At 72.7% G+C, this 15128-nt stretch carries 12 protein-coding genes; 8 read left to right on the top strand and 4 right to left on the bottom strand.

Going from position 1 to position 15128, the window contains the following annotated elements; translation table 11 throughout:
• Window positions 1–48: 48 nt before the first annotated feature.
• From AB0B35_RS16340 to AB0B35_RS16365, 6 genes are all read left to right on the top strand, one after another.
• Window positions 49–1758 (top strand): acetyl-CoA carboxylase carboxyltransferase subunit alpha, encoded by a 1710-nt coding sequence (locus tag AB0B35_RS16340; protein ID WP_361045874.1) that lies wholly within the window; start codon window positions 49–51, stop codon window positions 1756–1758.
• Window positions 1755–2351, top strand: a complete 597-nt coding sequence (locus tag AB0B35_RS16345; RefSeq protein WP_361045780.1) for an acetyl-CoA carboxylase biotin carboxyl carrier protein subunit — start codon at window positions 1755–1757, stop codon at window positions 2349–2351. Before AB0B35_RS16340 ends, AB0B35_RS16345 begins: the two co-directional genes overlap by 4 nt.
• Before the next feature lie 9 nt (window positions 2352–2360).
• Window positions 2361–3746, top strand: coding sequence for a biotin carboxylase N-terminal domain-containing protein (locus AB0B35_RS16350; protein ID WP_361045782.1), 1386 nt, complete (start codon window positions 2361–2363; stop codon window positions 3744–3746).
• Window positions 3739–5007, top strand: coding sequence for an FAD-dependent oxidoreductase (locus tag AB0B35_RS16355; RefSeq protein ID WP_361045784.1), 1269 nt, complete (start codon window positions 3739–3741; stop codon window positions 5005–5007). The genes AB0B35_RS16350 and AB0B35_RS16355 overlap by 8 nt, the downstream gene beginning before the upstream one ends.
• A 129-nt stretch (window positions 5008–5136) precedes the next feature.
• Entirely contained in the window at window positions 5137–5904 is a 768-nt protein-coding gene (locus AB0B35_RS16360) for a cyclase family protein (RefSeq protein ID WP_203688024.1), read from the top strand.
• Between the two features lie 25 nt (window positions 5905–5929).
• Complete coding sequence (locus AB0B35_RS16365; RefSeq protein WP_361045787.1) at window positions 5930–6391, top strand: nuclear transport factor 2 family protein; 462 nt, start codon at window positions 5930–5932, stop codon at window positions 6389–6391.
• Window positions 6392–6552: 161 nt separating this feature from the next.
• Here the strand turns inward: AB0B35_RS16365 and AB0B35_RS16370 are convergent, their stop codons facing one another.
• Both AB0B35_RS16370 and AB0B35_RS16375 read right to left on the bottom strand, forming a co-directional pair.
• Complete coding sequence (locus tag AB0B35_RS16370) at window positions 6553–7704, bottom strand: ScyD/ScyE family protein (protein ID WP_361045789.1); 1152 nt, start codon at window positions 7702–7704, stop codon at window positions 6553–6555.
• 235 nt (window positions 7705–7939) lie between these two features.
• A complete protein-coding gene (locus AB0B35_RS16375) occupies window positions 7940–8602 on the bottom strand; it encodes a hypothetical protein (RefSeq protein WP_361045876.1) in 663 nt (220 codons plus the stop codon).
• Window positions 8603–8774: 172 nt separating this feature from the next.
• Here AB0B35_RS16375 and AB0B35_RS16380 point away from each other — a divergent pair, with 172 nt between their 5' ends.
• Window positions 8775–10226 carry a PLP-dependent aminotransferase family protein gene (locus tag AB0B35_RS16380; protein WP_361045791.1) on the top strand — a complete coding sequence of 484 codons (1452 nt, stop codon included), beginning with the start codon at window positions 8775–8777 and terminating at the stop codon, window positions 10224–10226.
• A gap of 199 nt (window positions 10227–10425) precedes the next feature.
• Here the strand turns inward: AB0B35_RS16380 and AB0B35_RS16385 are convergent, their stop codons facing one another.
• Together AB0B35_RS16385 and AB0B35_RS16390 are read right to left on the bottom strand one after the other, a co-directional pair.
• On the bottom strand, window positions 10426–12249 hold the full coding sequence (locus tag AB0B35_RS16385) for a long-chain fatty acid--CoA ligase (protein WP_361045794.1): 1824 nt from the start codon (window positions 12247–12249) through the stop codon (window positions 10426–10428).
• 128 nt (window positions 12250–12377) lie between these two features.
• The gene (locus AB0B35_RS16390; protein WP_361045796.1) at window positions 12378–13010 is read right to left on the bottom strand and encodes a TIGR03085 family metal-binding protein; all 633 of its coding nucleotides are present in this window, start codon (window positions 13008–13010) and stop codon (window positions 12378–12380) included.
• A 213-nt stretch (window positions 13011–13223) separates the two neighbouring features.
• Between AB0B35_RS16390 and AB0B35_RS16395 the strand changes: the two genes are divergently transcribed.
• On the top strand, window positions 13224–15017 hold the full coding sequence (locus AB0B35_RS16395) for an ABC transporter ATP-binding protein (protein WP_361045878.1): 1794 nt from the start codon (window positions 13224–13226) through the stop codon (window positions 15015–15017).
• Window positions 15018–15128 lie beyond the last annotated feature (111 nt).

The following is a 15128-nucleotide window of genomic DNA, read 5'->3' on the forward strand; positions in this document are numbered from 1 at the left end:
GCGAAGCGAGTGTGCGTCGTGACCGGAGATTCGGCTGGACCGGGCGAGCTGCCCGGTCCGGCCGGACCGGACGCGTCGTGGGTGTCCTGCGGCCGTTGCCAGGCTGTCGTGTACGGCAAGCGGCTGGCGCGCGGCAACGGCATCTGCCCCCAGTGCGGGCACTGCCGCCCGCTGGGCGCCTGGGACCGGCTGGCCCTGCTGGCCGACCCCGGTTCGGTCGAGCCGCTGGACCTGGCCGCCGACGCCGCGGACCCGCTGCGTTTCGTCGACGACAAGCCATATCCGCAGCGCATCGCCGAGGCGCGGCGCACGACCGGGCTGGCCGAGGCGGTGGTGTGCTGCCGGCTGCGGATGACCGGCACCCCGGCGATCGCGGCGGTGATGGACTTCCGCTTCATGGGCGGCAGCCTGTCCGGCGCGGTCGGCGAGCTGATCACCTGTGCCGCCGAGACGGCGCTGGCCCAGCGGCTGCCGCTGCTGCTGGTCACCGCGTCCGGCGGGGTGCGCATGCAGGAGGGCGTCATCGGCCTGATGCAGATGGCGAAGACCGCGCAGGCGCTGCACCAGCTCGACGAGGCGGGACTGCCCACGGTCTGCCTGGTCACCGACCCGACCTACGGCGGCGTGGCCGCCTCGTTCGCGATGCTCGGCGACGTCGTGGTCGCCGAACCGGGCGCGCGGCTCGGCTTCGCCGGGCCCCGGGTCATCGCCCAGACCATCAAACAGGAGCTGCCGGCCGGCTTCCAGACCGCGGAGTTCCTGCTGGACCGCGGCTTCCTGGACCTGATCTGCCCGCGCCCGGCGCTGCGCCACCGCATCGGCCGGCTGCTGGCCATCGGCACCCGCCGCGACGCGGTGCCGCCCGCCCCCGTCGAGGGCGGCGCGTTCACCGTGGTCCGCGATCCGGCGCTGCTGCCGGAGCGGCGGGCCTGGGAGGCGGTCCGCCGGGCACGCAACGTGGCCCGGCCCACCACCTCGGACTACCTCAGCATGATCCTCGACGACTTCGAGGAGCTGCACGGCGACCGGGTGGGTGGCGACTGCCCGGCGATCATCGGCGGGGTCGGCCGGCTCGGCGGCACGCCGCTGGTCGTGATCGGCCACGAGAAGGGCCACACGACCCGCGAGCTGGACCGCCGCAACTACGGCATGCCCGGCCCGGCGGGTTACCGCAAGGCCGCCCGGCTGCTGCGGTTGGCCGCCAAGTGGGGCCTGCCCGTGGTCACGCTGGTGGACACGCCCGGGGCGTACCCGGGGGTGGACGCCGAGGAGCAGGGCCAGGCCACCGCCATCGCGGAGAACCTGCGCCTGATGGGTTCGCTGCCCGTTCCGGTGGTCACCGTGATCACCGGCGAGGGGTGCAGCGGCGGCGCGCTCGGCATCGCCGTCGCGGACCGCGTACTGATCATGGAGAACGCGGTCTACACCGTCATCAGTCCTGAGGGCTGCGCGGCGATCCTGTGGCGTGACGCCGCCGCGGCGCCGACCGCCGCCCAGGCGCTGCGCGTGGACGCCCGCTCCCTGCTCGAACTCGGTGTGGTGGAAGCGGTGATCCCGGAACCGCCGGGCGGCGCCGAAGCCGACCACCACGCCGCGGCCGCCGCACTGCGCGCCGCCGTCCATGCCGAGCTGGCCGATCTCGCCGGGCTCGACCAGAGCCGCCTCGTCGCGCAGCGGCGGGCCCGCTTCCGGCGGTTCGGCAGCTCGCGCCGGCCCGACGAGGCCGTACTGATCCCGACCGAAGGAGGTTCGTGGTGACCGGTCTGCTGGATCCACACCTGCGCGTGCCACCCGTTCCGGTGGACACCGCCGAAGCATGCCCCATGCACGGCTCGCTGCCTGACACCGGCCGCACTGTCGCCGACGACCTCGACGACGTGCGCCGCAGCGCCCAGCAACTGCTGTCCGGAGTGGACCGGCAGCCCAGCGCGCTGCGCATCCGGGCCGGTGACGTGCTCGTCGAGCTGGAATGGGGCGGCGAGCCCGCGCCCGCCGCGGAGGCCTCGCAGGTCACCGCCGCCGTCCAGGCCGTCACCGTGACGGCCGGCGCGGCCGCGGCGGTGGGTCACGTGCCCGCACCGGCCGCGCCCACGGGCGACGGGTTCGTCGACGTCTGCGCCGGCACCGTCGGCACCTTCTACCGGGCCGCGGAGCCGGGCACGGCCCCGTTCGTCACCGAGGGCGACCAGGTCCGGCGCGGCCAGCAGGTGGCGATCATCGAGGTGATGAAGCTGATGATCCCGGTCGAGGCCGAACGCGACGGGAAGATCATCGCGGTGCACGTCGCGGACGGCACCTCGGTGGAGTACGGCGACCGGCTGCTCACCATCGCCCCGGCGACCGGGCACTAGGGGGCCGCCGTGTTCACCACCGTGCTCATCGCGAACCGGGGCGAGATCGCCCTGCGCGTCGCCCGCACGTGCCGCGAGCTGGGGCTGCGCGTGGTCGCCGTCTACTCCACCGAGGACCGCGACGCCGCGGTGGTTGACCTCGCGGACGAGGCCGTCTGCATCGGACCCGGCCCGGCGCGCTCCAGCTACCTGAACATGGCCGCGATCCTGGAGGCGGCCCGGCGCACCGGCGCGGACGCGGTCCACCCCGGATACGGCTTCCTGTCCGAGGTGCCTGACTTCGCGGAGGCCTGCGAGGCGTACGGCATCACCTTCGTCGGCCCGCCCGCGGCGGTGATCGAGCGGCTGGGCGACAAGGCCGCCGCCCGCGCCACGATGGCCGCCGCCAACCTGCCGATGCTGCCCGGCAGCGACGGGCCGGTGCAGTGCCCGGATCTCGCGGTGCAGGTCGCCGCCGGGATCGGCTACCCGGTCATCGTCAAGGCGGTGGCCGGGGGCGGCGGGCGCGGCATGCAGGTCGTGCACGAGCCGGGCGACCTGGTCCGGCAGTTCCGGGAGGTGAAGTCGGCGGCGCAGTCGCTGTTCGGCGACGACCGGCTCTACCTGGAGCGCTACCTGCCCACCGCGCGCCACGTCGAGGTGCAGATCCTCTGCGACCAGTACGGCGACGGCGTCTACCTGGGCCTGCGCGACTGCTCGGCGCAGCGGCGGCGGCAGAAGATCATCGAGGAGACGCCGGCCCCGGGCCTGCCCGCCGACCTGGCGCGGCAGATGGGCGAGGCGGCCCTGCGCGGGGCACTGGCCACCGGCTACGTCGGCGCGGGCACCTTCGAGTTCCTCGTCGACCACGACGGCGGCTTCCACTTCATGGAGGTCAACTGCCGGATCCAGGTCGAGCACCCGGTCACCGAGCTGACCCATGGCGTCGACCTGGTCCGCGAGCAGCTGCTGATCGCGGCGGGGGAGCGGCTGACCCTGCGCCAGGACGACCTGGTCCCGCGCGGTGCGGCGATGGAGTGCCGGATCAACGCCGAGGACCCGGCCCGCGACTTCGTGCCCGCACCCGGGCGGCTGGTCGAGCTGACGCTGCCCGGGGGCCCGTTCGTGCGCGTCGACACCGACGCCTACCAGGGCGGCCGGGTGTCCCCGGCGTACGACCCGCTGCTGGCCAAGCTCGTGGTGTGGGCCCCGGACCGGCCGCAGGCGCTGCTGCGTATGCGGCGGGCGCTGGGCGAGTTCCACGCCGCCGGGCCGGGCCTGGCCACCAACCGCGACTTCCTGCTCGCGGTGCTCGACCATCCGCAGTTCATCGAGGGAACGCACGACACCTCGCTGGTCGCCGGCATCAATCCGACCGGTGCGCGAGGCCTGACCGAGGAGGCATCCATTGGCTGACAGGGACAGCGACGTCCTCACCGATGTCTGCGTGATCGGCGGCGGGCCGGCCGGGCTGGCGCTCGCGCTGCTGCTGGCGCGGTCCGGCGTCGACGTCACGGTGGTGGAGAAGTCGTCCAGTTTCGACCGGGCCTACCGCGGGGAGATCCTGCAGCCCGGCGGGCTCGCGGTGCTGGCCGAACTCGGGGTGCTGGCCGCGGCCCGCAACCGGGGCAGCCACGTGCACGACCGCTTCCAGCTGGTCAACAAGGGCAAGGCGGTGCTCGGGGTGGACTACCGGGACCTGCCGGGGCCGTACAACTACATGCTCAGCGTGCCCCAGCAGTACATCCTGGAGGAACTGCTGGCGGCGTGCCGGCGGGAGCCGACGTTCCGCTACCTGGCCGGGACCCGGATCACCGACCTGGTCCGCGACGACGGCGCGGTTCGCGGCGCGGTCGTCTCCGGCCCGCGCGGGCACCGCACCATCCGGTCCCGCTGCGTCGTCGGCGCGGACGGGCGTTACTCCAAGACGCGGCAGCTGTCCGGAATCCCGTACGACCGCCGCGACGTGTTCACCTTCGACCTGCTGTGGTTCAAACTGCCCGCGGCGGGCGAGGCGGTGCGCGACGTGACCATCCGCGGCGGCGGCGGCCGCATGCTGCTCAGCTACAGCAGCTACCCCGAGGGCATCCAGCTCGGCTGGGCGCTGCCGCACGGCGGCTACCGGCAGTTCGCCGCGCGGCCGTTCACCGAGTTCCGCGACGAGCTGTGCCAGGCCGTGCCGGAGTACGCCGGGCGGGTGTACGAGAAGGTGCGCGGCCTGACCGACCTCAGCCTGCTCGACGTGTTCGCGGGCACCGCCCGGGAGTGGGCGCGCGACGGGCTGCTGCTCATCGGCGACGCGGCGCACACGCACAGCCCGCTCGGCGCGCAGGGCCTCAACCTGGCCCTGCAGGACGCGGTGCTGGCCCACCCGGCCCTGGTCGCGGCCCTGCGCAAGCCGGGGCCCGTGGCGGCGGCGGCGCTGGCGGGCTACACCACCGCGCGCGGCGCCGACATCAAGAAGGTGCTCAAGTTCCAGCACCTGCAGGCCAAGGGGATGCTCGGCAGCCGCAGCCGGGCGCTGGAGGTGGGCCGGCAGGCGGTCGCCTCGATCGTCCACCGCACCCCGATCGGCCACAAGCTCACCCGGATGGTCGCCTTCGGCAACCCGCGCTGCCGGGTCCGCACCGACCTCTACGCCACCGCCACCGGCGCAGGCCCGGTCCCATCGGCCTGACCGCCCCGGCCAAGATCGCCGGACTTGCCAGGCACCTGGGCGAAACCGGCTGCAAGATACGCGCACCTGCCAGGCAAGTCCGACGATCTTGGCCGCACCCGAACTGTCTGTTCCAAGGAGGAGTTGATCATGCCCATCATCGACCTGTCCACGGCCGTGGACGCCGCGGCCTGGGAACCCGAGCCGGTCATCCACGACGTCATGACGCCCGCGCAGGGCGCGGTGCACATGGCCGAGGAGATGGCGCTGCACTTCGGCGTCGACTTCGATCCGTCCGTGCTGCCCGACGGCGAGCTGCTGTCGGTCGACACGCTCAAGCTCACCACGCACACCGGCACCCACATCGACGCGCCGTCGCACTACGGCAGCAAGGCCAGCTACGGCGTGCCGCGGCACATCGACGAGATGCCGCTGGACTGGTTCCACCGGCCCGCGGTCTGCCTGGACCTGCGTTCGGCGACCGGCCCGACCGTCGACGCGGACTTCCTGGACAAGGAACTGGCCCGCATCGGCTACCAGCCCCAGCCGCTGGACATCGTCCTGCTGCACACGGGCGCGTCGGCCTGGGCCGGCACCCCGCGCTACTTCACCGAGTTCACCGGCCTGGACGGCAGTGCCACGAACTTCCTGCTGGACAAGGGCATCCGCGTCATCGGCACCGACGCCTTCAGCCTCGACGCCCCCTTCGGCGCGATGCTCAAGCGCTTCAACGAGACCGGCGACCGCAGCGTGCTGTGGCCCGCCCACTTCACGGGCCGCGACCGCGAGTTCTGCCAGATCGAGCGCCTGGCCAACCTCGACGCCCTGCCCCAGCCGTACGGCTTCACCGTGTCCTGCCTGCCCATCAAGATCAAGGGTGCCGGCGCCGGCTGGACCCGCGCCGTAGCCATCCTCTGACCACTCTCACCCGAAGGAGCACACCATGGCCATGACCGCCCTCCCCGAGATCACCGACACCTCGGCGCTGTACCTCTCCGTCCAGCAGTTCTACGCCCGCCACATGCACCTGCTCGATTCCGGCCGGGCCCGCGAGTGGGCCGACACCTTCGCCCCCGACGGCACCTTCACCGCCCCCGGGCTCGACGCCCCGGTCCGCGGCCGGGACGCCCTCGCGGCCGCCGTCGAGCAGACCCACGCGCGCCTGGCCGCCTCCGGGGAGACCCATCGCCACTGGCACGGCATGGTCTGGGTGACCCCCGCCGCCGACGGCACCGCCCACGTGAAGTGCTACGGCATGGTCATCGCGGTCACCGCCGACGGCACGCCCCGGCTGCACCGTCACTGCCTGTGCGAGGACGTCCTCGTCCCGGCCCCCGCCGAGCCTGAGGGCTGGCTGGTCCAATCCCGCCACGTCACCCCGGACGCCGCCCCGGCCGGCCACTGACGCGCGACGCCCGCGCACCCGGCTCGCCCGCCCCAGCGCGCATAGGCGCTGGCCTATCACGTCGACTTCGATCGCGTCCTGGTCGATGTAATAGGCCAACGTCCATGAAAAAGGGACCGGGGCCACGCCGTGTGCGGCGTGGCCCCGGTCCGACACGCCGGTCAGGCGGGCAGGCGAAGTTTCATGACGCTGCCGGTGGTGGCGCAGACGGAGCAGGTGGTGATGAAGGCATTGCGGCCGCGGATGGCGATGCCGCCGGGGTGGTCCACCTTGTCGAGGACCATTTCGGGGGCCTTGCCCTCGCCCGGGATGCGCATCAGCGCGCCGACGCCGCGGCTCGGGCCGAACATCGACGTGTGAGTGAACTCCAGGGCATACAGGGCGCCGTCGGGGCCGAAGGCGATGTCGACGACCGTGGTGAGGCCCTCGGCGTACACGGTGGGCTGCTTGCCGGGGACGACCTTGAAGATGCGGGCCGAGCCCTGGGTGAAGGGGCGGCCGGTCAGTTCGGCGACGTAGTAGGCGCCGTCGCGGTAGACCACGGCCATCGGCACCGACTGCATCGGCAGCATGGTGCCCGCGGGCATGTTGAAGTTGGGCGGCGCGGGCATCTGGCGCTCGGGGAACACCGCGAGGGTGCTCACCTGGCCCGCCGGCGTGACGAACAGCAGCGAGTTGGCGCCGGCGTCGACGACCGCGGCCCCGCCCGGCCCGAACGCCACCGACTGGGCGTTGGAGTCCAGCTCGCCGCCGTCGGGGTTGTTCGCGGCCTCGTGGCCGGCGATGTCGGCGATGCGCTGCGTGGTCAGGCGCTGGGTGTACCAGTCCCCGGACCAGTCCCGGCGCACCGACAGCAGTCGGCCCATCTCGCGGCCCGGGTCGGGCAGCCCGTCGCGGTTCGCGGGGGCCTCGCTCAGGCCCACGGTGAGCAGGGCGCGGTCGTGGCGGTTGAACGCGATGTCGTCGGGCCCGATGGCCTCGGTGCCGTCCGGGCCGGCCAGCGAGGGCAGGCCGGTCAGCACGCGGGTCAGCGTGCCGTTGCGGTCGAGGCGGGCCAGCGCGCCGGTGGCGCCCAGGCAGCCGATGCCCTGCGGCCGAGGTAGGCAGGTCGGGTTGGCGGCGCCGTCGGCGCCCCGTCCGGCCTCGGTGATGTAGAGGGTGCCGTCGCGGTCGAAGGCGAGGCCCCGCGGGTTGCTCAGCCCCGTGTAGAGGACGGTCACGTCCGGCGCGGCGGCGACGGCGGGGCCGGCCTGGACGACGGCGGACAGGATGACGGCTGACGCGATGGCCAGCCGCTTCATGGATACGAACACGAAATTGCCTCCGGCAGGCAGGGTCAGGTGTCCGTACCAATAAAACGTACTTTGCCCCATTTACGCTGTGTGACGCGCCCGTCACGCCGTGCCAAGTCGGTCCGACCGCCTGGCTGGCCCCGCCGCGCGCCCCATCCAAGACCGCTCGACTTGCCTGGCAGCTGTGCGAAAGCGGGCCCAAGATACGCACAGGTGCCAGGCAAGTCCGATGATCAAGGCGAGTGCGGGACGCGGGTCAGCAGGCGGCCGGTTCGGCGGCGGGGGTGGCGTTCGCCGGGGTGGGCGCGGCGACGGCGGGCGGCGCGGGGCGCGGGCGCACGGTGAGCATCGGCAGGAAGAACTGCGCCAGCGGGCCGATGGCCAGCGCGTACAGGACGGTGCCGAGTCCCGCCTTGCCGCCGAGCGCGAAGCCCGCGGCGACCACGCCGATCTCCAGCATGGTGCGCCAGCCGCGCAGCGACCAGGTGCGGGCGGCCAGGCCGGTCATCAGCCCGTCGCGCGGCCCGGGACCCAGATTGGCTCCGATGTAGAGGCCACTGGCGAAGCCGCACAGCACGATGCCGCCGATCATGAAGGCCCAGCGGGCGAGCACGTGCGACGGCTCGGGCAGCACCTGGTTGGCCACGTCCACGACCAGGCCGATGACGACGATGTTGGCGATGGTGCCGATGCCAGGGCGCTGGCGCAGTGGGATCCAGCACAGCAGCACGGCCGCGCCGACGATGATCAGCACGGTGCCGACGCTGAGCCCGGTGCGCAGGGCGATGCCCTGGTGGAGCACGTCCCAGGGTTGGTTGCCCAGGTGCGCGCGCAGCATCAGGCTGATGCTCGCGCCGTACCCGACCAGGCCGATGAGCAGCTGGAACAGGCGGCGGGGGAGGCGCTCGCGCAGGGGCATGGGGGCGGGGCGGCGGGTGGCCGGGGCGGCGGTGGAGACCCGGCGCTGGGTCGTTCGAAGTGGCATGTGCAGTGGCTTGCGTGCGCCTGTCATGTCTGCCAGTCTGGAGGCCAATCGATAAGCCAGAAAGGGCCAATCCGGGGGGACTGGCCTTACCGGCGGGGGAGTAGCGATGACCGTCTCTGTGCGCGGAGTGCAGCTGGCCCGGCTGCTCGGGCGCTGGCACGCGCTGCCCGCCCGGCGGCGCAGCCCCGACTACGCGGCCCTGGCCTCGGCCGTGCGCGGCCTGCTCGCCGACGGCCGGCTCGCGCTGGGCGTGCGCCTGCCCGCCGAGCGCGAGCTCGCCGAGGCCCTGGAGATCTCCCGCACCACCGTCAGCGCGGCATACCGCGAGCTGCGCGACTCGGGCCACCTGACGAGCCGGCGCGGCGCGGGCAGCTGGACCACCCTGCCCAGCGGGCACCGAGTCGCGAGCAGCGGCCTGTGGATGGCCGACGACGAGCTGGACCTGATCGACCTGAGCTGCGCCGCGCTGGGCGCGCCGGAGCCGCTCATGGCGGCGGCCCGGGAGGCGGTCGAGGAGCTGCCGCGCTACCTGGGCGGGGCCGGCTACCACCCGAGCGGCATCACCGAGCTGCGGGAGGCCGTGGCCGAGCAGTACAGCGAGCGCGGCCTGCCGACCAGTCCCGAGCAGATCATGATCACGAACGGGGTGCTGCACGCGCTCGACCTGATCCTGCGGCTGCAGGTGCCGGTGGGCGCGTCCGTGCTGGTCGAGTCGCCGACCTACCCCAACGCGCTGGCAGCGTTCGCCGGCCGCCGGGCGCGGATCAGCACGCACGGCCTGGACGAGGGCGGCTGGGACGCCGAGCTGCTGCTCGGCGCGCTGCGCCAGACCCGGCCCAGCCTGGCGTACCTGATCCCGGAATTCCACAACCCGACCGGCCACGTCATGCCGGCCGCGCTGCGCGAGCAGCTCGTCGCCACCGCCCAGCGCACCGGGACCGACCTGGTCATCGACGAGTCCTTCGTGGACCTGCCGCTGGACGGCCAGCCGATGCCGCCCGCGGTGGCCTCGTTCGACCGGCACGGCCGGGTGCTCACCATCGGCGGCATGAGCAAGCCGTTCTGGGGCGGCCTGCGTGTCGGCTGGATCCGGGCCTCCGCGCCGATCGTGCAGCGGCTGGCCGCGGTGCGGGTCGGTGTGGACACCGCCGGGCCGGTGCTCGACCAGCTCGTGGCGGTGCGCCTGCTGGCCCGCGCGGGCGAGGTCATCCCGCAGCGCCGGGCGCAGCTGGCCGCGCAGCGTGACGCGCTGGTCGCCGCGGTGCGCGAGCATCTGCCCAGCTGGCGGGTGACCGTGCCGTCGGGCGGGGTCACCCTGTGGGCCGAGCTGGACGGTCCGGTTTCCAGCGCGCTGGCGCGCGCGGTGGAGCCCCTGGGCGTACGCCTCGCGCCCGGCCCCCGGTTCGGCGTGGACGGCACCCTGGAGCGCTTCGTCCGGCTGCCCTTCACCCAACCCGTCCCGGAACTGGTCGACGGCGTACGCCGCATCGCCGCGGCCCGCTACGACCTCGACCGCACCAGCCGTCCGCAGTGGAGCGAACCTGCGCTCATCGCGTGAGCCGCCGCGCCGCGCCACGCCGCGTTGATCGTTCGACTTGCCTGGCACCTGGGCGAAAGCGCGCTCAAGATACGCACGCCTGCCCGGCAAGTCGAGCGGTCATGGGTCGGCATCAGGCCCGGAAGCGCGCAAAAACGTAGGGGCGGCTTGTGGCCGCCCCTACGTACCTCACTGCGTGGGAAAGAATGTCCTCGCCGGGTCAGATTTCGACGAGGGAACCCTCGTACATCTTCTCGATATCCGACGCGAAATTGGTCTCCACCGTGCGTCGCTTCAGCTTCATCGAGGGGGTGATCTCCCCGTGCTCGATGGTCAGGTCGCGCGGCAGAATGGTGAACTTCTTGATGGTCTCCCAGCGGTTGAGCTTCGCGTTCAGCTCGTCGATGTGGCCCGCGACCATGGCCTTCGCCTCGTCCGAGCCCACGATCTCCGCGTAGGACTTTCCTTCGAGCGGCGTGCCCGCCGCCCAGCCGGTGATCGCCTCGGGGTCGAGACTGACCAGCATCGAGCAGTAGTTGCGCGAGTTGCCGATCACGAGCACCTGCGAGGTGTACGGGCACAGCGCCTTGAACAGGCCCTCGATGTGGCTCGGCGCGATGTACTTGCCGCCTGAGGTCTTGACCAGGTCCTTCTTGCGGTCCGTGATCTTCAGGAAGCCGTCGGCGTCCAGCTCGCCGATGTCGCCGGTGCGGAAGAAGCCGTCCTCGGTGAACACGGCCGCGGTCTCCGCGGGCAGGTTGTGGTACCCGCGCATGATCGGCGCGCCGCGCAGCAGGATCTCCCCGTCCTCGTCGATCCGGCACTCCAGGTCGCCGAGCGGCTGGCCGACCGTGCCGATCTTCAGCGCGCCGGGCCGGTTGACGAACGCGCCCGCGCAGTTCTCGGTGAGGCCGTAGCCCTCGCTGATGGGCAGGCCCGCGGCGGCGAAGAACTCCGCGATCGGCACCGACAGCGCGGCCGAGCCGGACACCATGTAGCGGATGTTGCCGCCGAGCCGGGCGTGCAGCTTGCTGAAGACCAGCTTGTGCGCGATGCCGTACTTGCGCAGCAGGCCGCTGGGGACCGGCTTGCCGGCCTGCTCCAGGGCGACCCGCTCGCGGCCGACCCGCACCGCCCAGCCGAAGATCTTCGCCTTGAGCCCGCCGGCCTCGGTGGCCTGGCTGACGACCCGGTTGTAGACCTTCTCGAAGATGCGCGGCGCGCCGCACATCAGCGTCGGCTTGACCAGGCCCAGGTTGTCGACGATCTTGTCGACCCGGCCGTCCACGTACGTCGGCACACCGACGTGGATGATGCCGCAGATCAGCGTCTTGCCGAACGAGTGCGACAGCGGCAGCCACAGGAACTGCACGTCGGTGGGCAGCAGCACACCGACGTCGGACTGCGCCACGCCCTCCCAGGTCCAGCCGCGGTGCAGCAGCTCGACGCCCTTGGGGCGGCCGGTGGTGCCCGAGGTGTAGATGAGGGTGGCCAGGTCGTCCGGGCCGATGCCGGCGACCAGGTCGTCGACCAGCGACGGGTTGGCGGCAAGCGCCTCGGCGCCGCGGCGCTCCAGGTCGGCGAGGGTCAGCTGGGGGAAGGCGGCGGCCGGGTCGGCCGCGCCGTCGATCAGCACGATGTGGGTGAGCGAGGGCACCGCGTCCCGGCTCATCTTGGCCGCCTGGGCCGGGTTCTCCGCGATCAGCACCTTGGACCCGGAGTCGGCGACGATGAAGCAGGCCTCCTCCGGCTCGGTGGTCGGGTAGACCGTCGTCGTCGCGGCGCTGGAGCACATCACGCCCAGGTCGGCGACGATCCAGTCGAGCCGGGTGTTGGCGAGGATCGCGACGCGGTCCTCCTTGCCGACGCCGAGCGTGGTCAGACCCGCGGCGATCGCCTTGGCGCGCTCCGCGATCTGGGCCCAGGTGTACCAGACCGGCGCGTTGTCCGCGTCCGGGCCGCCGAAGGCGCGGGCGTCGGGGGACGCCGCCACTCGCTGCAGGAACATGTCCGGAATAGACCGGTAGGGCACGTCAATGGTCATGAGTCGGGGCCGCCTCTGGTAGGCAGTAGTGACGGGGGACACGTTAACTTGGTGTTACCGAAGGGTAATGCTGCGCAGGGGCTTGGGGAACCCCTCGGGAAGATCTTTCTGCGGGTCACGGGGCCGGGTCAGATACCCAGCCGCGCCCCGCGTAACCGGCTCGTCAACTCGGGCGGGCCGTCCAGGCTGGCCCGCGCGTGGCCCTGCCGGCCGGTCAGGAACATCAGCAGCTCGCTCGGCGTGCCGGTGAGGTTGAGCGGCTGGGTGCCGGCCCGCCCGGTGGTCACCGTGCCATGGCCGGGGGAGATCACCCGCACCTGCACCGGGTAGCGGCGCAGCAGCAGCGGCGCGCGCCGCCGCACCTGCCCCCACAGCGCCTCGGACAGTCCCGGCTCCAACTTGCGGGGTGTCCAGTCGGCGGCCGCCCGCCGCACGTCCTCGTGGTGCACGAACATCTCGGTCAGGTTGATCAGCTCGTCGAGCGGCCCGAACCCGGCGGGGCTCCACCGCGGCGGGCGCCGCAGCTCGGCCAGCAGGGTGTCGAAGTTGCGCGCGGCGATCCGCTGCTGCACCGCCGCGGTGCGGTCGGCCAACCGCTTGATCAGGATGCCGGGGGCCGCGTCGAAACGCCGTTCCCGCAGCAGCAGGTGCGCGAGCAGAGCGCGCACGGTCCAGTCCCCGCAGAGGGTGGGGGCGTCTGGTCCGACCTCCGCCATCAGGTCGGCCAGAGCTAGCCTTTCAGCGAAGGCGTACCGGGTCATGTCGGCGATCCTACGTACCCTGGAGGCGGTGTGACGCCCGGCACAGGCCATACCCGTTCGCCTGCGCGAGCGGCTTCGGTAAGGATAGGAAGCCAAGCTATTACTTACCGACCTGACGACGGGGACAAACGAGTGGCAGGGCAGACCGCCGGCGACGAGCCGGCCAAACCGGGGATCACGGGGCGCGACGTGCTCGCCCGCGGTGCACGGGTGATGTGGCGCGGGATTCGGGACGAGCCTCGCCTGTTCCTCATCGCCGTCGTGGGCAGCTGCCTGTTCGGCGCGCTGGTCATCGGGCAGGCCAAGGTGATCGGCTGGCTGGTCGAGGACCTCGTGGTGCCCGCCACCACCGGCGGCGAGGTCGCCGCCGACGTGCTGGTGCTCGGCCCGTCGGTGCTGATCGCGATGGGCCTGGGCCGGGTGGTGGCCATCTTCGGCCGCCGGCTCGGCGCGGGCTTCATGCAGTTCGCCCTGCAGGCCAGGTACCGCCACGCGGTGACCGGCCGCTACCTGCGGCTGCCGGTCTCCTGGCACCAGCGCCACGCCACCGGCACGCTGCTGTCCAACGCCAACTCCGACGTCGAGGCCGCCTGGTTCCCGGTCGCCCCGCTGCCGTTCGCGGTCGGCACCGTGTTCATGCTGGTCACCGCAGTTGTCGTGCTGTTCGCCGTGGACTGGGCGCTGGCCCTGGTCGGGCTGGTCGTCTTCCCGGTGCTGTTCGTGATGAACGTCGTCTTCTCCCGCCGGATGGCTCCGCGCCAGGCCCACGCGCAGCACATGCGGGCCGAGGTCGCCGCGATCGCGCACGAGAGCTTCGACGGCGCGCTCGTGGTCAAGACCATGGGCCGCGAAGACCTGGAGACCCGCCGCTTCGCCCAGCGGGCCGGGGAGCTGCGCGACGCGCTGATCAGCGTCGGCCGGCTGCGCGGTCTGTTCGATCCGCTGATGGAGTCGCTGCCGTTCCTCGGCACGCTGCTGGCGCTGCTGGTCGGCGCGTGGCGGCTGGACCAGGGCGCGATCGAGCTGGAGCAGCTGGTGCAGGTGACCTTCCTGTTCACCGTGCTGGCGTTCCCGGTGCGGGCCATCGGCTGGGTGCTCGGCGACCTGCCCCGCTCGGTCGCGGGCTGGGACCGGGTCGAGCACGTGCTGCAGTCGACCGGGCAGATGCCGTACGGCACGCAGAGCCTGCCCGGGACCGGCGCGGCCGAACTGAGCTTCCGCAACGTGGACTTCGCGTACGAGCCGGCGCAGCCGGTGCTGCACGACGTGACCTTCACCCTGCCCGCCGGGCGCACCGTCGCGCTGGTCGGCCCGACCGGCTCCGGCAAGTCGACGATCGCGACGCTGGCCGCCCGCCTGCTCGACCCCGACCAGGGGCAGATCGCCCTCGACGGGGCCGACGTGCGCGGACTGACCTCGGCGTCGCTGGCCGGGACCGTCGCGCTGGTGCCGCAGATCGCGTTCGTCTTCGACGACACGGTGCGCGGCAACGTCGCGCTGGACCGGCCCGGCGTCGACGACGACCGGGTGGCGCAGGCACTGGCCACGGCGCAGGCCGACACGTTCGTCGCGCGGTTGCCCGAGCACCTGGACACCCAGCTCGGTGAGCGCGGCACGTCGTTGTCAGGCGGGCAGCGCCAGCGGCTCACGCTGGCCCGGGCGCTGGCCGGGCAGCCGCGGCTGCTCGTGCTCGACGACGCGACCAGCGCCGTCGACCCGCGAGTGGAGGCGCGCATCCTCGCCTCGCTGCGCGAGTCCGCGCACACCGCCACGATCCTGGTCGTCGCGTACCGCCGGGCGACCATCGCGCTCGCCGACGAGGTCGTCTACATCGAGTCCGGCCGCGTGGTCGCGACCGGCACGCACGAACAGCTGCTGGCCACGGTGAGCGGATACACCGACCTGGTCACCGCGTACGAGAAGGCCGAGGAGGAGCGCGAGCGCGAGCGCGTCTACGACGACGCCGACGTGTCCGCGGCCGCGGAGCAAGAGGGGGTCGCCGCGTGAGCGAGCGCAGCGAGCGAACCATGTCGCAGGCTTTCCACGCTGCCGACGAGCGAAGCGAGGAGAAGGCGTGAGCGAGCGGAGCGAGCGAACCATGTCGCAGGGTCCTCACGC

The sequence above is a fragment of the Catellatospora sp. NPDC049133 genome, from assembly GCF_040648455.1.
Lineage (GTDB): Bacteria > Actinomycetota > Actinomycetes > Mycobacteriales > Micromonosporaceae > Catellatospora > Catellatospora aurea.